Annotated in this window: 21 protein-coding genes; 12 read left to right on the top strand and 9 right to left on the bottom strand. The window is 58.9% G+C overall.

The genetic code is table 11. The features are described 5' to 3' along the window. Positions 1-17: 17 nt before the first annotated feature. Both purN and purM read right to left on the bottom strand, forming a co-directional pair. Complete coding sequence (purN, locus tag ACF8YQ_RS10665) at positions 18-680, bottom strand: phosphoribosylglycinamide formyltransferase (RefSeq protein ID WP_396621358.1); 663 nt, start codon at positions 678-680, stop codon at positions 18-20. Beyond that, positions 677-1741 (bottom strand): phosphoribosylformylglycinamidine cyclo-ligase, encoded by a 1065-nt coding sequence (gene purM, locus ACF8YQ_RS10660; protein WP_396621357.1) that lies wholly within the window; start codon positions 1739-1741, stop codon positions 677-679. Before purM ends, purN begins: the two co-directional genes overlap by 4 nt. Positions 1742-1929: 188 nt before the next feature. Here purM and ACF8YQ_RS10655 point away from each other — a divergent pair, with 188 nt between their 5' ends. From ACF8YQ_RS10655 to ACF8YQ_RS10635, 5 genes are read left to right on the top strand one after another with little or no spacing between them, the layout of a single operon-like run. After that, a complete protein-coding gene (locus ACF8YQ_RS10655; RefSeq protein ID WP_396621356.1) occupies positions 1930-3249 on the top strand; it encodes a DUF2066 domain-containing protein in 1320 nt (439 codons plus the stop codon). Positions 3250-3270: 21 nt separating this feature from the next. Beyond that, a complete protein-coding gene (locus ACF8YQ_RS10650) occupies positions 3271-3831 on the top strand; it encodes a CDP-alcohol phosphatidyltransferase family protein (protein ID WP_396621355.1) in 561 nt (186 codons plus the stop codon). Continuing rightward, positions 3828-4526, top strand: a complete 699-nt coding sequence (hda, locus tag ACF8YQ_RS10645) for a DnaA regulatory inactivator Hda (RefSeq protein ID WP_014421894.1) — start codon at positions 3828-3830, stop codon at positions 4524-4526. Before ACF8YQ_RS10650 ends, hda begins: the two co-directional genes overlap by 4 nt. A 43-nt stretch (positions 4527-4569) precedes the next feature. After that, positions 4570-5367 (top strand): ParA family protein, encoded by a 798-nt coding sequence (locus ACF8YQ_RS10640; protein WP_011784466.1) that lies wholly within the window; start codon positions 4570-4572, stop codon positions 5365-5367. 10 nt (positions 5368-5377) lie between these two features. Next, positions 5378-5719: a YqcC family protein gene (locus ACF8YQ_RS10635; protein ID WP_396621354.1), complete on the top strand. Its 342-nt coding sequence runs from the start codon at positions 5378-5380 to the stop codon at positions 5717-5719. Between the two features lie 16 nt (positions 5720-5735). On the opposite strand, the gene nadC is transcribed toward ACF8YQ_RS10635, so the two are convergent. Further along, positions 5736-6575, bottom strand: a complete 840-nt coding sequence (nadC, locus tag ACF8YQ_RS10630; RefSeq protein WP_303293526.1) for a carboxylating nicotinate-nucleotide diphosphorylase — start codon at positions 6573-6575, stop codon at positions 5736-5738. A 223-nt stretch (positions 6576-6798) separates the two neighbouring features. Here nadC and ACF8YQ_RS10625 point away from each other — a divergent pair, with 223 nt between their 5' ends. From ACF8YQ_RS10625 to ACF8YQ_RS10610, 4 genes are all read left to right on the top strand, one after another. Continuing rightward, positions 6799-9099 (top strand): DUF1631 domain-containing protein, encoded by a 2301-nt coding sequence (locus tag ACF8YQ_RS10625; RefSeq protein WP_396621353.1) that lies wholly within the window; start codon positions 6799-6801, stop codon positions 9097-9099. 105 nt (positions 9100-9204) lie between these two features. Then, the gene (ampD, locus tag ACF8YQ_RS10620; protein ID WP_396621352.1) at positions 9205-9816 is read left to right on the top strand and encodes a 1,6-anhydro-N-acetylmuramyl-L-alanine amidase AmpD; all 612 of its coding nucleotides are present in this window, start codon (positions 9205-9207) and stop codon (positions 9814-9816) included. Further along, positions 9816-10703: a histidine kinase gene (locus ACF8YQ_RS10615; RefSeq protein ID WP_396621351.1), complete on the top strand. Its 888-nt coding sequence runs from the start codon at positions 9816-9818 to the stop codon at positions 10701-10703. Before ampD ends, ACF8YQ_RS10615 begins: the two co-directional genes overlap by 1 nt. Before the next feature lie 116 nt (positions 10704-10819). Next, positions 10820-12850 carry a methyl-accepting chemotaxis protein gene (locus ACF8YQ_RS10610; protein ID WP_014421887.1) on the top strand — a complete coding sequence of 677 codons (2031 nt, stop codon included), beginning with the start codon at positions 10820-10822 and terminating at the stop codon, positions 12848-12850. Positions 12851-12877: 27 nt separating this feature from the next. Here the strand turns inward: ACF8YQ_RS10610 and ACF8YQ_RS10605 are convergent, their stop codons facing one another. The 5 genes from ACF8YQ_RS10605 to ACF8YQ_RS10585 all read right to left on the bottom strand — a co-directional run bounded on the left by ACF8YQ_RS10605 (position 12878) and on the right by ACF8YQ_RS10585 (position 19284). After that, positions 12878-13435 carry a cob(I)yrinic acid a,c-diamide adenosyltransferase gene (locus ACF8YQ_RS10605; protein ID WP_023007876.1) on the bottom strand — a complete coding sequence of 186 codons (558 nt, stop codon included), beginning with the start codon at positions 13433-13435 and terminating at the stop codon, positions 12878-12880. Positions 13436-13458: 23 nt separating this feature from the next. Further along, positions 13459-14343: a ketopantoate reductase family protein gene (locus ACF8YQ_RS10600; protein ID WP_288033210.1), complete on the bottom strand. Its 885-nt coding sequence runs from the start codon at positions 14341-14343 to the stop codon at positions 13459-13461. Between the two features lie 4 nt (positions 14344-14347). Further along, positions 14348-17200: a valine--tRNA ligase gene (locus ACF8YQ_RS10595; protein WP_396621350.1), complete on the bottom strand. Its 2853-nt coding sequence runs from the start codon at positions 17198-17200 to the stop codon at positions 14348-14350. A gap of 91 nt (positions 17201-17291) precedes the next feature. Beyond that, positions 17292-17804 (bottom strand): DNA polymerase III subunit chi, encoded by a 513-nt coding sequence (locus ACF8YQ_RS10590; protein WP_396621349.1) that lies wholly within the window; start codon positions 17802-17804, stop codon positions 17292-17294. Beyond that, a complete protein-coding gene (locus ACF8YQ_RS10585) occupies positions 17794-19284 on the bottom strand; it encodes a leucyl aminopeptidase (RefSeq protein ID WP_396621348.1) in 1491 nt (496 codons plus the stop codon). The genes ACF8YQ_RS10590 and ACF8YQ_RS10585 overlap by 11 nt, the downstream gene beginning before the upstream one ends. A gap of 225 nt (positions 19285-19509) precedes the next feature. On the opposite strand from ACF8YQ_RS10585, the gene lptF reads away from it, so the two are divergent. Both lptF and lptG read left to right on the top strand, forming a co-directional pair. Further along, on the top strand, positions 19510-20613 hold the full coding sequence (lptF, locus tag ACF8YQ_RS10580) for an LPS export ABC transporter permease LptF (protein ID WP_396621347.1): 1104 nt from the start codon (positions 19510-19512) through the stop codon (positions 20611-20613). Next, entirely contained in the window at positions 20606-21667 is a 1062-nt protein-coding gene (lptG, locus tag ACF8YQ_RS10575; RefSeq protein WP_014421880.1) for an LPS export ABC transporter permease LptG, read from the top strand. Before lptF ends, lptG begins: the two co-directional genes overlap by 8 nt. Before the next feature lie 8 nt (positions 21668-21675). Here the strand turns inward: lptG and ACF8YQ_RS10570 are convergent, their stop codons facing one another. Beyond that, positions 21676-22212: an RDD family protein gene (locus tag ACF8YQ_RS10570; protein WP_023011362.1), complete on the bottom strand. Its 537-nt coding sequence runs from the start codon at positions 22210-22212 to the stop codon at positions 21676-21678. Between the two features lie 158 nt (positions 22213-22370). Here ACF8YQ_RS10570 and alaS point away from each other — a divergent pair, with 158 nt between their 5' ends. Next, positions 22371-25001: an alanine--tRNA ligase gene (alaS, locus tag ACF8YQ_RS10565; protein ID WP_396621346.1), complete on the top strand. Its 2631-nt coding sequence runs from the start codon at positions 22371-22373 to the stop codon at positions 24999-25001. The last annotated feature ends 79 nt before the right edge of the window (positions 25002-25080 follow it).

Here is a 25080-nt window from a genome sequence, read left to right as displayed (position 1 = left end):
TTGTGATGACAATCTGTTCAGTTCGCCGGCAGTCGCATGGGGCGCTCGATTGGCGTGCCGTCAAACATAACGCCCTCAGCGCCCAGCTGAATGCGACCCTCACAAAACCAGCGCACAACGATGGGATAGAGCACGTGCTCCTGTTGCTGAACTTTCTCCGCCAGGGACTCCGGAGTGTCATCCTCGGCCACGGTAACTTCCGCCTGGGCGATGACCGGCCCGCCGTCCAGTTCCTCGGTCACAAAGTGAATGGATACACCGTGGGTGCGGTCACCGGCTTCCAGGACCCTTTGGTGGGTGTTCAGTCCGGTGTAGGCCGGCAACAGGGAAGGGTGAATGTTAAGCATCCGGCCACGGAATGCGCGGACAAAGTCGCTGGTCAGAATCCGCATGAAGCCGGCCAGCACCACCAGATCCGGATTGTGGCGAAGGATTTCGGCCAGCAGGGCGGCGTCGAATTCTTCTCGGGAGCCATATTTTGTATGGTCGACCACAAAGGTGGTGAGATTGGCCTGGGCGGCGCGCTCCAGGGCAAACGCGCCCGGTTTGTTGCAGCCAACGGCAATGATCTCACCCGGAAAGTCGCGTTCCCGGGTGGCGTCGATCAAAGCCTGCAGATTGGTGCCGCTGCCAGAGGCGAGCACCAGGATCTTCGGAACGGGGGCCGGATCTGCCTTCATGCCGTCAAAAGCCCCGGTGCGTAGCGAACAACGGGCTCAGCATCGCTGGATTCGGCTGCTTCCATTACGCCGATCTGCCATACCTTTTCACCCATGGCATTCAGGGTGTCCATGGCCAGTGCCTTCTGGTCTTCCGGTACACAGATGACCATGCCGATACCGCAGTTAAAGGTGCGATACATTTCCTCCTGGGCTACGCCGCCGGCATTCTGAAGCCACTGGAATACCGGGGGCAGCTCCCAGCTCTGGGTGTCGAGTGCGGCTATGGTGCCCTTGGGCAGTACCCGGGGGATATTCTCGGGCAGGCCGCCGCCGGTAATGTGCGACAGGGCCCGAACATCGACTTCGCGAATCAGTTTAAGCAGATTCTTCACATAGATGCGTGTGGGCGCCATCAGGGCGTCGGCCAGTGTGGTGTCGCCCATTGACTGGCTCAGGTCTGCGCCACTGACTTCGATAATCTTGCGAATCAGCGAGTAGCCGTTGGAGTGGGGGCCGGAGGAGCCCAGCGCCAGCAGGGCGTCACCCGGCTGCGCGCGGCTACCGTCAATGATCTTGTCACGCTCCACAATGCCTACACAGAAGCCCGCCAGATCGTAATCGTCGCCTTCATACATGCCCGGCATCTCGGCGGTCTCGCCACCAACCAGAGCGCATCCGGCCTGCTCACAACCCTGGCCAATGCCTTCAACTACCTGAGCGGCAACGTCGACATTCAGTTTGCCGGTTGCGTAGTAGTCCAGAAAGAACAGAGGCTCGGCGCCGCCGACCACCAGGTCATTCACGCACATGGCCACCAGGTCGATGCCGATGCTGCCATGCTTCTGCAGTTGCATGGCAAGCCGAAGCTTGGTGCCTACGCCGTCCGTGCCAGAAACCAGTACGGGCTCTTTGTAGCCTGCCGGAATCGATACCATGGCGCCAAAGCCGCCGAGGCCGCCGAGTACTTCCGGGCGACGGGTGCGCGCTGCAGTACTCTTGATTCGGTTGACAAGATCGTTACCTGCGTCGATGTCCACGCCGGCATCGCGGTAGGTCAGGGAGGGCTTCTGTTCGCTCATGGAAAATAACCGTAGGCCTGTGAGTCAAGGCGCGGATTTTAACAGGTGCGCACGGGGGCTCCAAATGGAATTGGGAGCACAGGCAATATTGCCGGTTTCAGATTGCCTGACTGCAACCTGTGCTTGCTACTCTCGGCTCTGGTGATGGTGTATCCTGTGCGCCAACCATGGGAATGGCAAGGTGTTTCATGACCGAATCAGTGAAAACAGCCAGGAACGGGCGAGTTGCTGCGTTTCTGTTGGCGGCAGTCTGTTGGGTACTCTCGGCCGGCCCGGCATCGGCGGTCAGCGTGTCGGGACTCTACGCGGCCGATGTTCCGGTTGCAGGCACCTCGGCGGATGCGTTGAAGGCCGGATACGCTGCAGGGCTGCGTCAGGTAATGGTGAGGGTGTCCGGAACCCGTGAGGTGCTGGAACTCGAAGGGATAGACGAGGTATTGGCAGACGCCGAGTCCATGTTGCTGTCTTATCAGGTGAACCGTACCGCGGGGCAGTCACGTTTGCAGATGAGTTTCGGAGCCGTCGGGGTCAACCGCGCGCTGGCGTCTGTGCAGGCGCCGGTATGGGGCGCCAACCGCCCCCTGACACTGGCCTGGATTGCCGTGGAAGACCGGGGGGACCGGCAATTACTGACCCGTGCAGCGGATTCAGCGCCGGGAAGTAATGAGGGGCTCTGGGCACAACATCTCTTATCAGCAGCGGCCGATCGCGGTCTGCCCATCGCCTTCCCGCCGGAGACCTATGCCGGTGACCGGGCCTTGCTGTCGGATTTGTGGGGCCAGTTTGTCGGCCGCATCCAGCAAGCTTCAGACGATCTGTCCCACGACGCCCTGGCTCTGGTGCGTATCAGTCGTTCCGGCGGCCAATGGCGCGCAGGCTGGGTGGTTGAAGGCATGGGGCTCGATGCGGGTGAGCAGTCGGTCAATGCCGATACGCCGGAACAGTTGGCGCAAGCTTTGATTGATCGCTGGACTGAGCAATACGCCAGCCGATATGCGGTCACAGCCGGCGAGGCGGGTGAGGCTCCGAAAGTTGATATGGTGCTTGAGGGTGTAACGACGCTGGCGGATTACGGCCAGGTGACCCGGGCACTGCAGGACATGACTCCGGTAGTGTCTGTTGGTGCGTCACGGGTTCGTGGCAACCGGCTGACCGTGGAGGTGGCATTCTCCGGAGAACTTGACCAGTTGAAGGAGCATATCGCGCTGGACGCACGATTTGTGCCGGCGGAGCAGCCTGCAGAGCCGATAACGGCCAGCAAGAACAGCCAGACTACCGGCTCGGAGGGGGATGGTGCGGCGCAAACAGGCGAGCCCGGTTCCCGGAATGAGACCGAAGCACCGGCCGGAACGGATGCGCAGGATAGTGCTTCGACGGCTGGGTTCAGCTATCAGCCCCTGGCTCCGGGCGATGAGCAGGATGCCGAACAGGCTTTTGAGTCTTTGTACCAGGTACTTTATTACCGCTGGCAACCCGCTCCCGGCGCCACTGGCGGCGACCGAAGCTGATGGCTTGATGGAGGCAGCCCGGTGAGTTCTAGGCAGTGGCGCTGGATCCCGAATGCACTGACATTCCTGCGAATGGTGCTGATCGTGCCGTTCGCCGGCGCGCTGCTGGAAGGTAACTACCGGCTGTCTCTGGTGATATTCTTCTTTGCCGCACTGACCGATGCCTTTGACGGGTTTCTGGCCCGTCATTTCAACTGGCGCTCCCGGCTTGGCGCTGTGGCCGACCCTCTCGCGGACAAGGCGCTGTTGATTTCGGCCTATCTCATGCTCACCATTACCGGTGTACTTCCGTTGTGGCTGTTTGCCCTGGTGCTGGGTCGGGATCTTGTCATTGTCGGTGGCGGCCTGGCTTTTCATTACGGCATCGGCCGCTTCGATATGGAACCCAGTATTCCGGGCAAGATCAACACGTTTGTCCAGATACTGGTGGCGCTCGCCATTATCATCCTGCTGGCCGGTTTGTCCATGCAGCCCTGGGTAATCGACACCGGGATCTGGCTGGTTGCCGTCAGCGCGCTGGTGAGCGGGGGCCACTATGTTGCAGTGTGGAGTTTGCGGGCCTGGAGGGCGAAGCGGTCATGAAAGCCTCACAAATGGTATTGGGGGTCAAGCTCCGGGACGATGCCCGCTTCGACAACTTTCACGGTGACCGTAACCGTTCGGCCGCACAGCGGCTGGAGCTGGTGTGCCGGGAGCCGTCGGGGCTTCCGGTGGTAGTGATCTGTGGCGATTCCGATACCGGCAAAAGTCATCTGTTGCAGGCGATCTGCCATGAGTCCGAGCAGATGGGAAAAACCGCCGTCTGCATCAGCATTGTCGAGCTGCTGCCGTTCGGCCCGGACGCCCTGGCGGGCCTGGACAGTCATGATGTGATCTGTCTTGACGATCTGGAGCATGCCGCGGGTGATCCCGGCTGGGAGGAGGCGGTTTTCCACCTGTACAACCGGGTGCTGGACCGCAATGGCCTGCTGGTGGTCAGTCTGTCCGAGGTGCCCGCTTCGCTGCCGTTCGGACTGGCAGACCTGGGATCTCGTCTGGCACATGGCTTGCTCATTCAGTTGGGCGTGTACCGGGATGAGGATCGGCAGCGAATCCTGATGGCCCGGGCAGAGCAGCGCGGGCTGGTGATGAGTGAGGATGTTGCCGGCTTCATCATGCGCAGGGCCCCTAGAAAGCTGGGTGATCTGCTGGGGCTGCTGGATACCTTGGATGAGAATTCGCTGCAGGCCCAGCGACGTTTAACCATTCCGTTTGTTAAAGCTGTGATGGGATGGTAGCGGTAAAGGGATTAATAACGATAAAGGCCATTGGAGAGACGACATGAGACGGGTTGTATTCAATCAGAAAGGTGGCGTTGGCAAGTCCAGTATCACCTGTAATCTGGCGGCCATCAGCGCCGCAAGAGGAAAGCGTACCTTGGTGGTGGATCTGGACCCGCAGGGCAACTCCACCCACTACCTGCTGGGCAAGCCGGCGGCTGAACTGAAAGATACCGTTGCCGATCTGCTGGAGCAGACGGTCGCCTTCAGTGTCTTCAATCGTCGACCTGACGAGTTTGTACACGCCTCGTCATTCGACAACCTGTACGTGTTGCCATCCAGCCCTGAGCTGGATTTTCTGGAACGCAAACTCGAAGCCAAGCACAAGATCTACAAGCTCAGGGAGTTCCTGAAAAAGCTCAGCGACAGTTTCGATGAGATCTATATCGATACCGCTCCGGCCCTGAATTTCTACACCCGTTCTGCCCTGATTGCTGCCCAGCGCTGCCTGATCCCGTTCGACTGCGATGATTTCTCCCGCCAGGCGCTCTACAACATCCTCCATGAAATCCGCGAATTGCAGGAGGATCATAATGAGGAGCTGGTTGTTGAGGGCATCATTGCAAACCAGTTCCAGCCAAGGGCGAGCCTGCCCAGGCAGTTGGTCCGGGAGCTGACGGAGGAGGGGTTGCCGGTGCTGCCGGTACGCCTGTCCAGTTCCGTCAAGATGAAAGAATCACACCAGAGTCGCCAACCGCTGATTCACATGGCTCCGAAACACACGCTCACACGCCAGTATGAGGATCTATACCGTGTGCTGCATGGGGAGTCTGTTGAGCTGGAGCCATTGGCAGACTGAGAGGAATCCCATGAGTGAAAAAGTACGCCACCTGGATCAGGTGACCGACGGTTTGCTGCAGATTGAAATTGAACTTCGGCAACTGGGTGTCTGGCAGACAGAAAGCCTGCCACCGGAGGCGTTCCAGAGTACGCAGCCGTTCTGCCTGGATACCATGGACTTCACCCAGTGGCTGCAGTTCGTGTTTCTTGAAAAAATGAAGGCGCTGGTGGAAGCCGGTCACGCGCTGCCAGAGGTATCTGGTATTGCGCCCATGGCAGAAGAGCATTTCCGTGGGCGTGAGCAGTCCGGCCGTGAGCTGATCTCAGCGCTTGAGGAGATGGATCGGCTGTTGTCCTCTGGCGGCCGCTGATTATTCCGGGACTGGATTACTCCAGGCGCATGGACAAATCGATGGCTCGTACGTCTTTGGTCAGTGCGCCAATAGAGATGTAATCCACGCCGGTTTCGGCAACGGGCACCAGCGTGTGCGCGTTGATGCCACCGGAAGCTTCAAGGCGGGCTTTTCCGGCATTCCGCTTTACCGCTTCAGCCATGTCGGCAAGCGAGAACTCGTCCAGCATGATGATGTCGGCCCCGGCCTCAAGAGCCTGGTCCAGTTCGTCGAGCGATTCGGTTTCCACTTCCACGGGTTTGCCTGGTGCAATGCGGTGCGCTTCGGCGACCGCATTGGCAATGGAGCCGCAGGCGGCAATGTGGTTTTCCTTGATCAGGAAGGCGTCCCAGAGCCCCAGCCGGTGATTGTCGCAGTCACCGCAAGTCACCGCGTATTTCTGGGCCAGTCGCAGCCCTGGCAGGGTTTTCCTGGTGTCCAGAAGGCGGACGTTGGTATGGGACACCCGGCGAGCGTAATGGGCACAGGCCGTTGCCACGCCAGACAGGGTCTGCAACCAGTTAAGAGCAGCTCGTTCAGCGGTCAGAAGCGAGCGGGCCGGGCCTTGCATGCGGAAAATCACGGCGTTGGCGGGTACGTCGTCGCCATCGTGAAACTGCCACTGAAGTGTTACTGAGGGATCCACCTGGCGAAAAACCTCCTCCACCCAGGCGCTTCCAGCCAGGCGGGCGTCTTCCCGGGTGATTACCCTTGCGGTTGCCAGTTTTTCGGCAGGAATCAGCTGGGCAGTGATGTCGCCATCGCCAATATCTTCCCGCAGACTCTGGGCAACGGATTCGATACGGGCCTGGCGCAGCAGTTCGGCAGAAATCATTGGGACGTCCGGAGGTTGATGGTGGCTTGGAAAAGTGTGGAGGGCAATTCTACTGCCAGCGCTATCGATTCGCCAAATGGAGGTGTGAGCGGTCTGAAGTGTGATGCAGTTCCTGCTGACACAAAAGGTGACAAATTCTGACACAAGGTGACGACACTCGCCCGTATGATGTAATCCTATAAAGGTTTAAGTACCATCAGCTGTTCGATTCCGGAGCATCCACATGGCGCACGATAACAAGGTAGTCCGCTTGGCCGGTCAGAAGCCGGTGAGCCGGTTCTCGTTACCGGTAGAGCTGGTGCGACTGCGTGACACATCGGGTCAGTCACTCAAGGCGGTACTTGCCAGTTTTTTCGAACAGGCTGACGACAGTTTGTTTGCCCTCGCAGACCGGGCCGGCTCCAACCAGGACCAGACTGCCTACTTCGACGCCATGCGGGAGCTGCGACTGCGCCGGAAGGCAATGACAGTGTCAGTCCTGCAATACGTCAGCCAGGCCTTCAATGAGCTGGGTAAGTTCAAACCTGCCCGCTCCGGTGGTTCACTGGAAGAAGTGGACCAGGACTCCCTCAGCCTGGTGGATCACTCTGACCTTGAACAGCAGGTAGCGATAGATAACCTGACCAATCGCCTGCGGAATCGATACCAGGAGCCGGTAAGGATGTTGGCGGCCCGGATTCGCCATCTCGTTCCGCAACTGGATCTCTCAGACGACCAGATGCCTCTCAGCCCGGAAGTGATCTGCGGTGCCATCTCGGATGCCTGCACCGATCTGGACATTGATATCCGCGCCAAGCTGGTGGTTTTGAAGCTGTTTGAGCGACTGCTGGTGGACAAGCTCAGTGATTTCTACCAGGAATGCAACAAAACCCTGATCGCCGCCGGCGTGCTGCCTGACATGAAGCGGGCTCCGGTGGGTGGTGCTCAGGTAGCGCCGGGTCGCAGTGCGCCAAAGGCAGGCGGTTCGCCAGCGCCCGCCCAGGAAGCCCCGGCTGCCGAAGGTACTGCCAATGGCCATGGACCGTCGCCTACTTTCAGTGAGCTGAGTGCGCTGTTGCACCAGGGAGAGACCAGTAGTGCCGGTATGGCACAAACCGGCGCTGTTCTGGATACCGATCGTCTGATGGCGCGCCTGAACGAACTGCAGGGCGCAGCGCCGCAGGGTGAAGGCGACAATGTGGTGCCTTTGCGCCAGCAGTTACAGCCGCTGTTGCAGGGTCCGGAAGGGAAGCGATTCTCAGTAGGGCAGGTCGACAGTGATGTGATCAACCTGGTCTCAATGCTGTTTGATTTCATTCTCGAAGATCGGCAGTTGCATCCGGTTATGAAGGCGCTGATCGGGCGGCTACAGATTCCGGTACTCAAGGTCGCACTCAGCGACAAGAACTTTTTCAATCGTGGCGGCCATCCGGTTCGCAAGCTCCTCAACGAACTTGCCCTTGCCGCCATTGGCTGGAGCGAGAAACGTGCCGGAATGCGTGATCCGCTTCGGGAAAAAATTGAGGAAGTGGTGGGTCGGGTGCTCACCGAATACACCGATCAGGTAGGGCTGTTCGAGGAATTGCTGAGGGACTTTGGTCACTTCATGGATCTGGATCGCCGCCGTCGCGAGCTGGTTGAGCAGCGCCTTCGGGATGCCGAAGAAGGACGCGCCCGGCAGGAGCGTGCCAGTCAGGCTGCTACCGATGTAATTCGTGAGCATACTGCAGGCCGGGACATTCCCGAGCCGGTTTTACAGGTGCTGAACGAGCCCTGGACCCGCTACCTGCAGTGGGTGGTGTTGCGCGAGGGTGAAGAAAGCGAGCGTTGGCTGCAGGCAAAGGCCATCAGCGAGCGGCTGGTGTGGAGTGTTGACCCGCGACCGGTGTCTTCTGATACCCGGGCGGAACTGTTGCGAATGATTCCAGAGGTGGTGGAAGAGCTCCGCAAGGCGCTTCAGGAGATCTCCTGGGATCCGTTTGCAACCGATGCGGCCATCCGGGACCTGGAGCTTGCCCATGTCGATGTATTCCAGAAGCTGGTGACCGCGCCGGTTGTTGAAGACAAGGCACCCACGATTGAGAATTTCGAGGTACCTGAAGCTCCTGCAGAGCCGGCGGAAACTCCCGAGCAATCGGAACCTGCGCCGGAGGTGATTGACGAGGTGGTTAAACCTGCGTCAGTCAAGCCTGCTGAGGTCTCAGTCGGCGTTGAGACGGCAGCCGTCGCCGAGGAATCCGCGGAGATCCAATCACCAGTAGCGTCGGCGGAATGGCTGGCGAAGGCGGATGGCCTGAGAGTTGGATCCTGGGTTGAGATGGCCAGAGACGAGACCAGGGTCCGTTGCAAGCTGGCGGCCTTCATCAAGGCCACCGGCAAGTACATCTTTGTTAACCGCAGTGGTGCGAAGGTGGCGGAATATCATCGGGATGACCTGGCGATTGCTCTGCAGGAGCAGGCGATCACCATGCTGGATGACGGCCTGATCTTTGATCGGGCGCTGGAGTCCATCATCGACAACCTGCGTCATAACCGAAAAGACTGATCTCCGGTACTGAGTGCCCGCGCAGGGCACCGGCGACGTCGTGGCATCCATGGGCGCTTTGTGATTCAATCATCTGCATGAGTCCCCTGCGCCGATGGAAACACGTTGTCTAGTATCCAGAACGATCATCACCCACAGTCCCTGAAAGATGCGGCAGCACTTTTGCGTTCCAGTGGCCGGTTCCCCGGCGTGCGTTGGTGTCCGTCGCCCAATTTTGGTCCCCGCCCGGACGGTTCCTCTATCTCACTGCTGGTGGTTCACAACATCAGCCTGCCGCCGGAACAGTTTGGCGGCCCGCACATCGAGAATTTTTTCTGTAACTGTCTGGATACTGCTGCGCACCCCTATTTTGAAACGATCGCAGAGCTGAAGGTGTCTGCACACGCGTTGATTCGCCGGGATGGTTCCGTTATTCAGTTTGTCAGCTGTCTGGACAGGGCATGGCATGCTGGCCGTTCCAGTTTTCAGGGTAAGGAGGAGTGCAACGACTACTCCATTGGTATCGAGCTCGAAGGTGCGGATGACGTTCCCTATACCGATGATCAGTACCGTGCGCTGGCGCGTCTGGCGCTCCTGGCAATGACAGCCTGGCCGGAAATCACGCCGGGTCGCATTGCCGGCCACAGTGATATTGCTCCGGGCCGAAAAACCGATCCAGGGCCCGCGTTTGAGTGGTCTCGCTTCCGGGCACTGCTGTCGAACGAGGAGATGGCCTGATGTCGTTGGTTGTTTTTCTGATTGCGTACGTGACTCGCCGCAGGCTGGACCGCGCCGACCACCTGGCCAGCGATGAGATCTGGCGTCGCTGGTTTCATCGTTGGGGCCGGGTAGAAGCGGGTCAGGAGCGGTCAGTCTGGAGAGGGGCGCTGCTGGTTGTGTTACCTTCTCTGGCGCTCGCTGGCGCGTGGGCGCTGTCCAGTGAGGCGGGCTACCGCTATGCCCTGTATCCGCTTGAACTGTTGCTGCTGGTGGTGCTGATGGGGGCGCCGGGCTGGCGCAAGGTGCTGCGAGCCTATTCTGATGCCTGGCGGCGCGGAGATATGCAGGCTGCCTGGCACCATGTTCAAGAGCGCCTGCCCGCCTCCGAAAGAGGAGCGGCGCTATCGCCAGAAGCCATGCACCTGTCGGTGTCGCGGGCGCTGATGGTCTCGGTTTTCGAGCGTTTCTTCCTGGTGGTTTTCTGGTACGCCGTCGGCGGCATAGCGCTGGCTTTTCTGGCTCGAGGGCTTGTAGCTCTGGCGGGCCAATGGCCGCAGGCGGCCGCGCGGGAACGCTATCAGCGGGCGGCCCGGCTTATCGGCTGGATTCCTTCCCGCTTGCTGTCATGCACATTCGGGCTCGCCGGTGACCTGGCCGGCTGGTCCCGGGAAATACGCAAGGTATTCCCGGGATTCGGGAAAAAGACCGCGGATGTGCTCATGATTTCCGCCAACGGGTCGTTAACTGGATATGCACTTGATCCTGCGCGCTTTTTGGAGTTGCACCCGGAAGAGTGGCCCGATTTTGGCGGGCGGAGCCTCAGCGCTATAAGGGACCTCCTCAACCGGAGCATGCTGGTGTGGATATGTGCGTTTGCATTGCTGGTGATCGCAGGCATGGCCTAGCCGGAAAGCAAAAACGGATTACAGAATAACACTAAATAGTGATTAAGTTTTTCCGGCAACGGGCGATAATCAAACAAAAGAATAAAGATTCAGTTGTTAGAAGCAGCGAGGGCTCTGTGAACTATATAATCAATCCGGCTGTAGCACTGATGAATCGGCTGCCCATGGTTTACAAATTCAGCCTCATCAGCATTCTCTTTCTTGGCCCTATCATCGTGCTTTCCTGGTTGGTGATTTCCGGGCTTAACCAGTCGGTTCAGACCATGACCCGCGGCATTGAAGGTCTTGCAGAACTCCAGAAGGTGGAGCGCCTGCTGGTGGCGGCGATGGATTACCGTGACTATCAGGCCCCCGGCATTCTGAAAGACGAACAGCCCCTGCTCGAAAAAGCCAACGAAGCGGCCAGTCGCATGGATGCCCTGTTGGCAGATCTCGCCGAACCACAGCGTTCTTTTGACACCTCCGGCTCCTGGCAGGAGCAGATCCTGGTTGTAAGAGAAGAATGGGAGACGCTCAAAGCCAACGATAACTATCAGGGCAACATTGACCCCCAGTTCAAGTACTACCAGGAGTTTGTGCAGAAGGTGATGGCCTTGCTGCCGGCGACCATTGAAATCAGCGGATTGGGTCAGGATGCGTCCCGGGAAAACCTGCTGCTGTTAGGGCTGGTGCGTTCTGCGTTGCCTGAGTCTCGCACTGTTGTTGGCCGCGCCCGTTCATACGGTATTTTTGCGCTGGTGGAAGGTCAGGTGGGCTATGCACTCAGCGAAACCCTGAATGAAATCTACGATCAGTTGACCAACCGCAGTTCGCTGCTTTCGCCGGCCCTTTCCGTTGCTGTGGAGGCGTCGCCCCAGCTGGCAGAGAGTGCGAGCGGTGCACTGACCCGCACGGAAGAGAGTCTGATGACAGTCCGTGATGAGCTGGACCTGAATGTCATCACGCCTATGCGCCTGGAGCTGCCCTGGCAGGAATTTGACGAGACCGTATCGGCGCAGATGGGATATTACGATACCCTCAGCGATCGTATCTTCGATGTGGTTGCCGGTAATCTTGAGGATCGCCTGGCTCGCCAGACCGGGCAGCGCACCCTGATTCTGGTGGCGCTGATTGCTGTGATGCTGGTGGTGGTCTACCTCTATGTGGGTTTCTTTATGTCTGTGCGGATTGCCATCAACCGGTTCAGCGAAGCTGCAAGAAATGTGGCCGCCGGCGATATGACCACCCATATCCGGTTGAACAACCGGGACGAACTGGGTGAGCTCACCTCTGAGTTCAACAACATGACCGATCGTATTGCTGAGCTTGTCCGGTCGGTCGGCTCTACAACAGCAGATGTTGATCAGCAGGCGGTCCGGGTGAATGACACCGCTTCGGCGAACAGTCAGGCCGTGGCCCGACAAATGGAAGAGACCGGTCAGATCAACGAGGCCATGGGCCAGATGGTGGAAGCGGTCAATGAAGTCACGGAGAGTGCGCACCGGGTGGCGGATAGTGCGGGGAATGCCGAGAAAGATACCGAGAAGGGTCGGGAAGTGGTGGCCGATACGGTGGCGACCATTAACCGCCTGGCTACGGAGATTGCAGGCGCCGTTGATGTCATCAACCGGGTGAGTGCGGACAGTGACAATATCAGTCAGGTTCTGGTTGAGATTAAAGCAATTGCCGAGCAGACCAACCTGCTGGCGCTGAACGCGGCCATCGAGGCAGCGAGGGCGGGAGAACAGGGGCGTGGCTTTGCGGTGGTGGCGGATGAGGTTCGCTCATTGTCCCAGCGTACCCACAAGTCCACTGAGGAAATTGAAGGCATGATTTCCCGGCTTCAGGGTGGTGTAAAAGAGGCGGTATCTGCCATGACCTCAAGTCACGATGCCACGGAGAAGACGGTACAGAAGTCTGGTGAAGTGACCGAAGCGCTGGATCGGATCGCCTCGGGCATTTCCGAAATCGTGGATATGAGCCACCAGATTGCCCAGGCGGCGGAGGAACAGTCGGCCGTGGCCAGGAACGTGAATGCCAACGTGGAGCGCATTGGCGAATTTGGCCAGAGCACAGCCTCCAACGCCGAAGAGACTCTGGCTTCGTCCAGACAGATGTCGGAGCTTACCGCGTCGCTTCAGCGCCTGGTGGAAGCATTCAAGGTGTAATCTGTGGTTGTTGTGAAAAATCCGGCCTCAGAGGCCGGATTTTTTTTGCTCCCAGAGAATCTCCTGGCTGCCATCCCGGCGAGCCAGCACCCGGGCGATGACAAACAGCAGATCGGATAACCGGTTCAGGTAGTGACGCGAGGCAGTATTGATGGAGTCCTCGTGGCCAAGGGCCACCACCACGCGCTCGGCCCGGCGACAGACCGCCCGTGCCAGATGACATTGTGCTGCGGCAGGGCAGCCCCCAGGCAGGATGAAGTTTTTTAGCGGCGGCAGGTCGGTGTTGTACTCGTCCAGAGTCTGCTCCAGCCACTCAATGTGATTGTCGCTGATCACCTTGCTGCCCGGGATGGCAAATTCGCCGCCCAGATCAAACAGGTGATGCTGAATGCGCCGGAAGGTATCGATCAGACTGTCACCAGAGGGAAGCGTCTCAATCAAAACGCCGATATGGCAATTCAGCTCATCTGCCATACCCATGGCTTCCACTCGCTGGGCATTTTTGGCGATACGGTTGCCATCGGCCAGGCCGGTAGAACCGTCGTCTCCGGTTCGGGTGTAGATCTTCGACAGGCGATTGCCCATGGTCTTGCTCCCTCTGGTAAAAGTCAGTTCAGTTGTTGTACCTGTTCGGCGAGCATTTGGTTCACCTGTACCGGTATGCCATGTTGATGGCCGAGCCGCGCCAGGTAACCGTTAATGAAGTCGATTTCCGTGGTTCTGCCTGCCTTTACATCAGCCCGCATGGAAGACGTGTTGGCGGCGGTTTTGCGGGCGACAGCCTCAATAGTCTCGCGCAGGTCTTCCGGGGCTTGTTGCGGTTGTCCGGCGGCAGGGAGCAGGCGGCTGATCTCCTCGCACAAGGGGGAAATCCATTGCAGGTAAAACGGTTGTGTCAGGATCTCTCCGTTGGGGCAATCCAGAATGGCCGTAAAGGCGTTTATGCCGGCGTTGATCACCAGTTTTTGCCAGAGCCTGGCGAGTATATCGTGTTCAGGGTGGACCATGAGGCCGCTGCTGGCGAGCTGTTGGGCAACCCTTTCGACCAATGGATTCCCCGCCGGGTTCAGGGCGCCGACCCAGGTAGTGCCGCGGCCAGCGTGAACGGTCAGCCCGGGGGCGGGCCGGTTTGCGCCTTCGGTGGTGGATGCGGCCAGTACCGGCCGGTCCGGCCATGTTTCGGTGACCTGCTGCTGGCTCCCCAGGCCGTTTTGGAACAACACAATGGGAGTCTGTTTGGCAATGGAGGGCAGGGCCGCCTTGAGGGCTTCGAGGGTGTCGCCGGCTTTGGTTGTCACCAGGATCAGATCAGGAGACTGGCCGGGTTGTAGCCAGGGAATAATGGCACTGGCTGATTCGCCGTCAATGGACTGAAAGCGATAACAGACGGGGCCCGGGGCCTGCCCCGGGCGGGGCACAAACGCTACCTGCCCGCCAGGTAGCGTTGCGGCCCAGAGCCGGCCCAGGGAGCCGGCACCGAGGATGGCGATCATGGCCTTACATGGCCTCGATTTCTGCCCGTTGCGCACTGAGCCGCTGCAGGCTGCCCTGGACATCCTTCAGCTTCTCTTTTTCCTTCTCTACGACTTCGGCTGGGGCCTTGGCGGTGAACTTTTCGTTGTTCAGCTTGCCTTCCAGGCGACCGATTTCCTTGTTCAGGCGTTCCAGCTCCTTGTCCAGGCGCTTGAGTTCGGCGTCCTTGTCGATCAGGCCGGCCATGGGCACCAGCACTTCCATTTCGCCTACCAGTTGGGTGGCGCTCATGGGAGCTTTGTCGCCCTCGAACCATTCCAGCTTCTCAAGTTTGGCCAGGGAAATGAGGAATTGGCGGTTGTCGTTCAGGCGGCGCTGATCGTCGGCGTTGCCGCCTTTCAGAAGTACCGGTACCTGCTTACCAGGGGAGATGTTCATCTCGCCGCGGATATTACGCACCGCTACAATCACGCCTTTCAGCCACTCGATATCGGCGGCCACGGCCGCATCCTGCTTGCTGGCATCCGGCTGCGGGTAGGGCTGCAGCATGATGCTGTCGCCCTGCTTGCCGGCCAGCGGTGCAATGCGTTGCCAGATTTCTTCGGTAATGAACGGCATGATCGGATGCGCCAGGCGGAGTACGGCTTCGAGTACGCGTACCAGGGTACGACGGGTGCCCCGTTTGGCCTCGGCACTGGCGCTGTCATCGCTCAGGGCTGGTTTGGACAGTTCCAGGTACCAGTCGCAGTATTCGTTCCAGATGAACTCGTACAGGGCGTAGGCGGCCAGGTCAAAGCGGTACTGGTCCAGGTGACGGATCACCTCCTGCTCGCAGTGCTGCAGTTCGCTGATGATCCAGCGGTCTGCCAGTGACAGTTCCACCGGCTCATTGTTCACGCCGCAGTCTTCGCCTTCCGTGTTCATCAGCACATAGCGGGCGGCATTCCACAGCTTGTTGCAAAAGTTACGGTAGCCTTCCAGGCGCTTCATATCCCAGTTGATGTCACGGCCGGTGGTCGCCATGGCGGCGAGGGTGAAACGCAGGGCGTCAGTACCATGGGCGGCGATGCCTTCCGGAAATTCCTTCTCGGTGCGCTTGCCGATTTTCTCGGCCAGCTTGGGCTGCATCAGGTTGCCGGTGCGTTTTTCCAGCAGGTCCGGCAGGCTGATGCCGTCGATCATATCCAGCGGGTCGATCACGTTACCCTTGGACTTGGACATCTTGTCGCCGTGCTCGTCCCGGATCAGACCGGTGACATACACGGTATGGAAGGGTACCTGTGGGGTGTCGTCTTCGTTTTTCATGAAGTGCATGGTCATCATGATCATCCGGGCAACCCAGAAGAAGATGATATCGAAACCGGTCACCAGCACGTCGGTGGGGTGGAAGGTCTTCAGCCGTTCGGTGATTTCCGGCCAGCCCAGAGTGCCGAAGGTCCACAGGGCGGAGCTGAACCAGGTGTCCAGTACATCGTCGTCCTGCTTGAGTTCCAGTGTGTCCGGGAGCTGATGTTTGCTGCGAACCTCAGCCTCGCTCCGGCCCACATAGATATTGCCTTCAGCGTCGTACCAGGCAGGAATCCGGTGCCCCCACCAGAGCTGGCGGGAGATGCACCAGTCCTGAATGTCGCGCATCCAGGCGAAGTACATGTTCTCGTACTGTTTGGGTACGAACTGGATGCGACCGTCTTCTACCGCTTCAATAGCCGGCTTGGCCAGGGTCTTGGCGTCGGCAAACCACTGATCCGTCAGCATCGGCTCGATAATCAGCCCGGAGCGATCGCCGCGGGGTACGCTCAGCACATGGTCTTCGATTTTCTCGACCAGGCCTGCCAGTTCCATGTCGGCAACAATCTGCTTGCGGGCTGCTTCCCGGCTCAGGCCGGCATAGGCGGCCGGGAGGGCGCTGTTAATCTCGGAATTTTCGGTGCCGTCCGCATTGAAGACTTCGGCGATTTCACGAATGTTGGCGTCCTGCGTCATGACGTTGATCATGGGCAGGTTGTTGCGTTTGCCTACGGCGTAATCGTTGAAGTCGTGAGCGGGGGTGATCTTCACGCAGCCGGAACCTTTTTCCGGATCGGCGTGGTGGTCGGCCACGATGGGAATGCGGCGGTTAACCAGCGGCAGCAGAACGTGCTGGCCAATCAGATGCTGGTAGCGCTCATCGTCCGGGTGGACGGCTACGGCGGTGTCACCCAGCATGGTTTCCGGGCGGGTGGTGGCGACGATGACGTAGTCTTTGCCGTCCTGGGTTTTCTGGCCGTCGGCCAGCGGGTAGCGCAGGTGCCAGAAATAGCCCTTTTCTTCCTTGTTTTCAACTTCCAGATCAGAGATAGCGGTGTGCAGCTTCGGATCCCAGTTCACCAGCCGTTTGCCGCGGTACACCAGGCCTTCATCGTACAGGCGGATAAAGACTTCCTGTACGGCTTTGTAGAAGCCATCGTCCATGGTGAAGCGTTCGTTGCTCCAGTCCACGGAGTTGCCCAGGCGACGCATCTGGCGGGTGATGGTACCGCCGGAGTGTTCTTTCCAGTCCCAGATGCGCTTGATGAATTCTTCCCGGCCGAGATCGTGGCGGGTTTTGTCTTCTTCTGCAGCCAGTTTGCGTTCGACGACCATCTGGGTGGCGATGCCGGCATGATCGGTGCCGACGGTCCACAGTGCGTTACGGCCCTGCATGCGCTTGAAGCGGGTGAGGGTGTCCATGATGGTGTGCTGGAAGGCATGGCCCATGTGCAGGCTGCCGGTCACGTTGGGTGGCGGGATGGCGATGCTGTAGGAGTCGCCTTCGCCGCTGGGGCGGAAATAGCCTTTGGATTCCCAGTTTTCGTACCACTGGCGCTCGATGTTTTCTGGCTGGTAGGTTTTTTCCATGGGATTATGCAGTGACCGTTTTGGTTGATTCACATAGGGAAATTCTGAATCGGACGATTATACATGGTCGTCTTGATCGCGGCGAACCTGGCTAGCGTTTCCGCATATCATGCACCCGAGCTTCAATGCCCAGTGACCGCAACTGCTTGTAATGCCCCCGCGCCTGGTTCAATACCGCCGGGTCATTGTGGGCAACCAGTGCCAGGCGGCCGTACTGGTCGGCGTCGTCGGGCAGTGTTGAGGACAGGACGATAACGGTATCCCAATCCACCGCGGCTGGCGGGTAGAGCAGGATGCCGACAGGATCGGTGCAGGGGGTGGTTGGGTCTTGGGCGATACTGTGGGGGATGAAGGCTTCGGGGGTGAAGTTCCACAACAGGTCGTCGAGTTCCAAGGCCTGTTCTTCAGTGTCACAAAGAACGCACACACGGTCGCCTTGCTGCCAGGCTTTGTCCACGAGTTTGGCAGCGTGGAGGTTGCGGGCGGCGTGGGTGTTCTGGGCGAGGATGTGGAACCAGTAGCGCTGGTTTTTATCGTCCCGGCCGGAGGGGCCGGCAGCGAGGCTGCCGGGCTCCGGGGAAGGGTTTGGCTGGTTATCCTGCATGGGTCATCAGGTAGTCGACCAGCAGGGGGACCGGGCGGCCGGTGGCGCCTTTGGCTTTGCCGGAGTTCCAGGCGGTGCCCGCGATATCCAGGTGGGCCCAGCGGTAGTCCTTGGCGAAGCGGCTCAGGAAGCAGGCGGCGGTAATGGTGCCCGCGGGGCGGCCGCCAATGTTGGCCATGTCTGCGAAGTTGCTGTCGAGCTGGCTCTGGTATTCGTCCCACAGAGGCAGGCGCCAGGCGCGGTCGCCGGTGCGTTCGCCGGCGGCGAGCAGTTCGTTCGCAAGCTCGTCGTTGTTGGACAACAGGCCAGTGGCGTGACTGCCCAGGGCGATAATGCAGGCGCCGGTGAGGGTGGCCATGTCGACCACGGCTGCCGGGTCAAATTTCTTCACGTAGGTGAGGGCGTCGCACAGCACCAGGCGGCCTTCGGCGTCCGTGTTGAGGATTTCGACGGTCATGCCGCTCAGGGTTTTGACGATATCGCCGGGGCGGGAGGCGCCGCCGTCTGGCATGTTTTCAGCGGCAGCGATCACGGCAACCACGTTGATCTTGGGTTTGGTTTCAGTCAGGACTTTTATGGTGCCGAAAACGCTGGCAGAACCGCCCATATCGTATTTCATTTCGTCCATGCCCTCGCCGGGTTTCAGGCTGATGCCGCCGGTGTCGAAGGTGATGCCTTTACCCACCAGTACGTAGGGCTTGTCTTTGGCCTTGCCACCCCGGTATTCCATCACGATCAGGCGCGGTGGCTGCTTGGAGCCTTTGCCCACGGCCAGGATGGTGTTCATGCCCAGCTTTTCCATCTGCTTCTCATCAAGCACTTCGGTCTGGATGCAGTCGTATTCCTTGGCCATGGCCTGCGCCTGTTCGGCCAGCCACACCGGGTGGCAGATGTTGGGCGGGGTGTTGCCCAGGTCTTTGGTGTAGTTCATGCCGCGGCCGGTGGCCAGGCCAAGGTTGAAAGCATCTTTCAGGGACTTGCCGGCGCCGGATGCCTGTACCACAACTTTTTTCAGTTTGCGGGCGGCAGGCTTGTCGCTTTTGAATTCGGTGAAGGTGTAGAGCTGGTCTTCCAGAATCCGGCCAATCAGGTTTAGCCGGGCTTCTTCAGAGCTGACCGCAGCTTCGCCCTGAACCGCAGTATCGGTCAGGCTGATCAGTGCACTTTTGGAGGGGCCATCTTTCAATGCGCCGGTCATGGCAATCAGGCTCTTACGATAGGCTGTGGCTGTGCGGTCTGCATCTTTGCCGGTGCCAATTACCACAACGCGCTGCCAGGGTTGATCCACCAGGGGCAGGGTATTCACGGAGGCGTTCTTGCCGGTCAGGTCGCCGGCTTTCTCGAGTTGCTTGATCAGTCCGCCCAGCGCGTCGTCTGCCGCTTTGGTGGATTCTGGCCACTCGCCTTTCTCAGGCAGGCCGATAACCAGGCAGTCGACTTTGGTGGCTGTGATGGCTTTGCTGCTCAGGCTGAAATTCATGGCAACTCCGTTGTCAGATTGTGCTTTATTCAATTGAATTGAATGTTGATGGCAATGCTCATAAGGATTGGGGCAAAGCCTTTATTAATCAAGCCGGGTGCCCGCTTCGTTACGATGGTTTTATCGTGTAGGCCCCGTACTGTCATTCGTCGGCGAGGTTACATAGAATACGCGCTGTTCTCCTTAACCTCCATCTCCAATGACGGCGCCGCCAGAGAGACTGATTTGAGTATTATCTTCCGTTACCTCATTCGCCAGATCATGGTCAGTATGCTTGCGGTGTCAGGCATTCTGTTGCTGGTGTTCATGAGTGGGCGTTTTATCAAGTATCTGGCCGATGCTGCTGAGGGCGAGATTGCGGCCGGCGTCCTGTTTGCGATTATGGGGTATCGTTTCCCCGGGTTTCTGGAATTAATTCTGCCCCTGGGCCTGTTTATCGGAATTCTGCTGGCGTACGGCCGGATGTACCTCGAAAGCGAGATGACGGTGTTGTTCGCCTGCGGTGTGAGTGAAAAGCAGTTGCTGGCGAAAACGTTGCTTGGGGCGTTGCCGGTCATGCTGGTGGTGGGGGCCATGAGCCTTTACATCTCTCCCTGGGGCATGAAACAGGTGGAGCACATCTTTAACGAGCAGCGAAAGGCCACCGAGTTTGAAATGCTGGCCCCGGGGCGGTTTCAGGACTTTACCTCCGGTGATCGGGTCACTTACACCGAGGCCCTGAGCGACGACAAGCGCCAGTTGCAGGGGGTGTTTATTGCCGAGTACGACAAGGACGGTAAGGGTGTCACTCTGATCACTGCGGAGTCTGGCTCCCAGTTCATTGATGAGGAAACCGGCAGCCGGTTTCTGGTGCTGGAGGATGGTGGTCGTTTTCAGGGGGCTCCCGGCCGGCTTGATTACAATGTCACTGAATTTGAAGCCTACGGTTTGAAGATTGTCAGCGGCAAGGAGGGCAGTAAGGAGCTGGAGGAAGGCCTGAGTACGCTGGCGCTTTGGAACTCGGATGATCCGGAAGACCGGGCTCTCTTGCACTGGCGAATATCGTTACCGTTGATTGTGCCCATCGTCACCTTGCTGGCCGTGCGGCTCAGTCGGGTGAATCCCCGGCAGGGGCGGTTTTTCCATCTGTTGCCAGCCATGCTGGTTTACATCACCTATCTGGGCTTACTGATTGTGGCGCGGGATGCGCTGGCGGATGAAAAGGTGCCTGAATGGGTGGGTATGCTCTGGGTGCATGCGCTGTTCCTGGCGCTCGGCCTGTGGCTGCAGTTTGGCCCCGGGTGGCTGAACCGTCGTCGTCTTGAGAGGGAGGGGCGCCAGCGTGCATAAGATCGATGGTTATGTCATGCGTACCGTTGGCGGCGCCATGTTCCTGGTTATGGTTGTGGTGTTGTCGCTGGATGTGATCTTTGCATTCATTGCTGAACTGGAAGACACGCGCAACGAATATCAAACCCTGCAGGCGTTGTGGTATGTGGCGCTGACCTTGCCCCGGCGAATCTACGATTACCTGCCTCTTGGTGCCTTCATGGGGTGCCTTGTCGGCCTGGGCTCCATGGCCAGTTCCTCGGAGCTGACGGTGATCCGGGCAGCCGGCGTGTCGCTCAAACGCATTGTCTGGTCTGCCATGAAGCCGGCGCTGATCGTGGTTCTGCTCGGCGTGGCGATTGGTGAGTATGTCGCGCCGACCACCGAACGTATTGCCCAGAGTGACAAGGCGGTGGCCTTGGGTGCGGGGAGCAGCGTGGCTTCCGCGGAAGGGGTGTGGCATCGGGAAGGCAATACCTTCATGCACCTGAATGCGGTTCAGCCAAACGGTGTGTTGCATGGGGTTTCGCTGTTCCGGTTTGACGATGCCCGGCAATTGCGGGTTGCCAGCTTCGCCGAGCGTGCCATCTACCAGGGCGACTATTGGTTGCTGGAGAACGTGACCTCCACTCGCATTGAGCCGGAGCGGACCGTGCGTGATGTGAGTGCGTCACTGCGTTGGGAGACCGGCCTGTCGCCGAGCGTGCTGAGTGTACTGATTGTGAAGCCGGAGAATCTGTCGATGACGGGCCTGTATACCTACGCGGCCTATCTCGGAGAGCAGGGGCTGAGTGCGGCGCAATATTGGCTCGCGTTCTGGAAAAAGGCACTGATGCCTCTGGGCACGGCGGTTATGGTGTTGGTCGCCATCTCCTTTGTGTTCGGGCCACTGCGGTCTGTGACCATGGGGTTCCGGGTATTTACCGGTCTGCTGGTGGGGTTGCTGTTCAAGTATATGCAGGATCTGCTGGGGCCGATGAGTATGGTTTATGGCTTTAATCCGCTGATTGCGGTGCTGGCTCCGATTGTTGTTAACGGTATTGTCGGAGCCGTCCTGATGCGTCGGGCGGGGTAGCGCCAGACCTATTTCTTCTCGGGCCTGGCCACCTGAACAACCACGCTGTTGGAGGTGCGGTCGGTCAGCGACAGCCCATTGATGGGATAGAACAACGCGATGATGGCCGGGATGCTGAGCAGCAACGTCAGCGCGCCCAGGTAGTAGGCGCCGAGAATGCTCAGGAAAACGACGATCGCAGCGGTAACATAGCGAATCAGGGCCTGGGTCCAGCTCACGGAGGTGCCATCAAGATTCTCGATGCGAACGCGCCATACCTGCATGCCGAGAGTCTGGCCGATGCGGGTCCAGAAATAGGCGAAAAACAGATACAGCACCAGAAAAAGAACGAAGGTCAGCCCCGGGTCTCCCGAGAGTTCGCCGGCTTCTGCCATTTGCTCGTAGCGATCCCAGCCCGTAATCCAGCCCGCAATCATGGTGTATACCCAGCTGGCGACAAGTAGCACGGCGATACTGATCAGCCCATCGTAAATGATGGCCAGGGCGCGTTTCAGGCCGGTCGCCGGTGGCAGAAGTTCATCGGCTTCATGAAAGCGTCGGGGCATGGCGTCTCCTGTGAGTTTTCACGTTTTTCAAGTTCTCGGCGTGTGCTAGAGTAGCCGATTTGCACACGCATGTAAGTAATCGCATTTAACCTCAGGCCCGGCGGTTCATTCGGCGGGGTTCTGGCAAGGTGTATCAGGTCGAAAGGTATCAAAGGTCTATGAAAACCGCAGAGTTGCGACAAGCATTCCTCGAATATTTCCAGCAGCAAGGGCATGCCATTGTGCCCAGCAGTTCACTGGTACCCCACGATGATCCCACTCTGCTGTTTACCAACGCGGGGATGAACCAGTTCAAGGATCTTTTCCTCGGCCGCGAGGAGCGCGACTATACACGAGCGACCAGTTCCCAGAAATGCGTGCGTGCCGGCGGCAAGCACAATGATCTGGAGAACGTGGGTTATACGGCGCGCCACCATACCTTCTTCGAGATGCTTGGCAATTTCAGCTTCGGCGATTACTTCAAGCGTGAAGCCATCAATTTCGCCTGGACCTTCCTGACCGGCGAGCAGCACCTGAATCTGCCCCAGGAAAAGCTGTGGGTAACGGTGTACGCCGAAGACGACGAAGCCTTTGATATCTGGAATAAGGAAATCGGTGTACCGGCGGAGCGGATTGTGCGCATTGGCGACAACAAAGGCGCCCGCTACGCTTCCGATAACTTCTGGCAGATGGGTGATACCGGCCCCTGCGGCCCGTGCACCGAGATTTTCTATGACCACGGTCCGGATGTGGCAGGGGGGCCTCCCGGCAGCCCGGAAGAAGATGGCGACCGCTACATCGAAATCTGGAACGTGGTCTTCATGCAATACAACCGCACCGCCGACGGCGAGATGCTGAACCTGCCCAAGCCTTCGGTGGACACCGGCATGGGGCTGGAGCGAATTGCTGCGGTTCTGCAGGGCGTTCACAGTAACTACGAAATCGACCTGTTCCAGGACCTGTTGAAGGCGGCATCCGACATCCTGGGTGGTGCGGCCACCACAGAAGCGTCTCTGCGCGTGGTGGCGGATCATATCCGTTCTTGCGCCTTCCTGATTGCCGACGGCGTGATGCCGTCCAACGAAGGACGCGGCTTTGTTCTGCGCCGAATCATTCGTCGCGCAGCTCGCCACGGCAACAAGCTCGGTGCTACCCAGCCGTTTTTCTACAAGCTTACCGGCGCTCTGGTTGAACTGATGGGCGAGGCCTATCCGCAATTGGTGAGTAGTCGCAAGCAGATCGAAAAGGTGTTGCTGCAGGAGGAAGAACAGTTCGCCAAGACCCTGGATAAAGGTCTGCGCCTGCTGGAGCAGGACATTGCGGAGCTGAAGGGTACCGAGATTCCCGGTGAAACCGTGTTTACGCTTTACGATACCTATGGGTTCCCGGTCGATCTGACCAACGATATTGCCCGCGAGCGTGGCCTGACTCTGGATTACGAAGGCTACGAAAAAGCCATGGAGGCCCAGCGCGACCGGGCTCGTGCCGCCAGCAAGTTTGGTATCGACTACAATGCCGCCGGCATCACTATTGAGGGCAAGACCGAGTTTACCGGTTATGACCACGTCGATGGCCATGAACGTATCCGTACGGTGCTGGTCAACGGTGAGGAGCGTAACGCGGAAGCGGGTGATGAGTGTGTGGTGGTATTGGAGCGCACGCCGTTCTATGCGGAGTCTGGTGGCCAGGTGGGTGATACCGGCCTGCTGACCTGGAGCGGTGGCCGCTTCCAGGTAACCGACACCCGCAAAGAAGGGGATAACCATCTGCATGTGGGCACCCTGATTGAAGGTGAGCTGTTCCCCGGGCTGGAAGTGGATGCGCGGATTGATCATGCCCGTCGTGAACGCACCAAGCGCAACCACTCGGCTACGCACCTGCTGCATGCGGCCCTGCGCAATATCCTGGGTGAACACGTTACCCAGAAGGGCTCGCTGGTAGACCCGGACAAACTGCGATTCGACTTCTCCCATTTTGAAGCCGTGACTCCGGAGCAACTGAGAGAAATCGAGCGTACGGTTAACGAGCAGATCCTGGAGAACACGCCGGTAGATATCGACATTACCGATATGGATACCGCCAGGGAAAAGGGCGCGATGGCTCTGTTTGGTGAGAAGTACGGTGATGTAGTTCGGGTGCTCACCATGGGTACCGACAAATACTCTGTTGAGTTGTGTGGTGGTACTCACGTTGCCCGTACCGGCGATATCGGGTTGTTCCGCATTACCTCCGAAAGCGGTATTTCCTCTGGCGTTCGTCGTATTGAGGCTGTAACCGGGTTTGGTGCGCTGGAATGGGTTGATGAAACCGAGCGTACACTGCGCGAGACCGCACGTCTGGTTAAGGGCACCCGTGATTCTGTCGTCGACAAGGTCAAGCAGGTTCTGGACCGCAATCGCCAGCTTGAGAAGGATGTCGATGCCCTGAAAGCAAAACTGGCGAGTTCCGCGGGTACTGATCTGGCTGGTTCCGCGGTCGAAGTGGCAGGCCTGAAAGTGGTGGCCTCCGAGATGGAAGGCGCTGACCGCAAGGCCTTGATGGAAACTGCGGATCAGCTCAAGAACAAGCTGGGCGAGGGCGTTGTGGTGCTGGCCACGGTAGAAGACGGAAAGGTGGTCCTGGTGGCTGGTGTTACCAAGTCCGCCACCAACCGCATTAAGGCTGGCGACTTGATGAAGCATCTGGCCTCGCTGGTAGATGGCAAAGGCGGCGGTCGCCCCGACATGGCCCAGGGTGGTGGTAATGATCCATCCCGTCTGGCCGAGGCCCTCGCTGGTGTACCGGCCTGGGTTGAGCAAAATATCGGGTAAACAACTGTTTTCTGATACGGGCGGAGGTTTATAATCCCGCCCGTTTGTTTTTAATGGCGGGGCGCCCAGCCCCGTTGTG

It is taken from the genome of Marinobacter sp. W-8 (assembly GCF_044342215.1).
GTDB classification, from domain to species: Bacteria; Pseudomonadota; Gammaproteobacteria; order Pseudomonadales; family Oleiphilaceae; genus Marinobacter; species Marinobacter nauticus.
This window is presented reverse-complemented; position numbering and strand designations above follow the sequence as displayed.

Bases quoted from the DNA above. Each gene is read 5' to 3' on its own strand.
- purN (WP_396621358.1), bottom strand. From the start codon at position 680: ATGAAGGCAGATCCGGCCCCCGTTCCGAAGATCCTGGTGCTCGCCTCT.
- purM (WP_396621357.1), bottom strand. From the start codon at position 1,741: ATGAGCGAACAGAAGCCCTCCCTGACCTACCGCGATGCCGGCGTGGAC.
- ACF8YQ_RS10655 (WP_396621356.1), top strand. From the start codon at position 1,930: ATGACCGAATCAGTGAAAACAGCCAGGAACGGGCGAGTTGCTGCGTTT.
- hda (WP_014421894.1), top strand. From the start codon at position 3,828: ATGAAAGCCTCACAAATGGTATTGGGGGTCAAGCTCCGGGACGATGCC.
- ACF8YQ_RS10640 (WP_011784466.1), top strand. From the start codon at position 4,570: ATGAGACGGGTTGTATTCAATCAGAAAGGTGGCGTTGGCAAGTCCAGT.
- ACF8YQ_RS10635 (WP_396621354.1), top strand. From the start codon at position 5,378: ATGAGTGAAAAAGTACGCCACCTGGATCAGGTGACCGACGGTTTGCTG.
- nadC (WP_303293526.1), bottom strand. From the start codon at position 6,575: ATGATTTCTGCCGAACTGCTGCGCCAGGCCCGTATCGAATCCGTTGCC.
- ACF8YQ_RS10625 (WP_396621353.1), top strand. From the start codon at position 6,799: ATGGCGCACGATAACAAGGTAGTCCGCTTGGCCGGTCAGAAGCCGGTG.
- ACF8YQ_RS10615 (WP_396621351.1), top strand. From the start codon at position 9,816: ATGTCGTTGGTTGTTTTTCTGATTGCGTACGTGACTCGCCGCAGGCTG.
- ACF8YQ_RS10605 (WP_023007876.1), bottom strand. From the start codon at position 13,435: ATGGGCAATCGCCTGTCGAAGATCTACACCCGAACCGGAGACGACGGT.
- ACF8YQ_RS10600 (WP_288033210.1), bottom strand. From the start codon at position 14,343: ATGATCGCCATCCTCGGTGCCGGCTCCCTGGGCCGGCTCTGGGCCGCA.
- ACF8YQ_RS10595 (WP_396621350.1), bottom strand. From the start codon at position 17,200: ATGGAAAAAACCTACCAGCCAGAAAACATCGAGCGCCAGTGGTACGAA.
- ACF8YQ_RS10590 (WP_396621349.1), bottom strand. From the start codon at position 17,804: ATGCAGGATAACCAGCCAAACCCTTCCCCGGAGCCCGGCAGCCTCGCT.
- ACF8YQ_RS10585 (WP_396621348.1), bottom strand. From the start codon at position 19,284: ATGAATTTCAGCCTGAGCAGCAAAGCCATCACAGCCACCAAAGTCGAC.
- ACF8YQ_RS10570 (WP_023011362.1), bottom strand. From the start codon at position 22,212: ATGCCCCGACGCTTTCATGAAGCCGATGAACTTCTGCCACCGGCGACC.
- alaS (WP_396621346.1), top strand. From the start codon at position 22,371: ATGAAAACCGCAGAGTTGCGACAAGCATTCCTCGAATATTTCCAGCAG.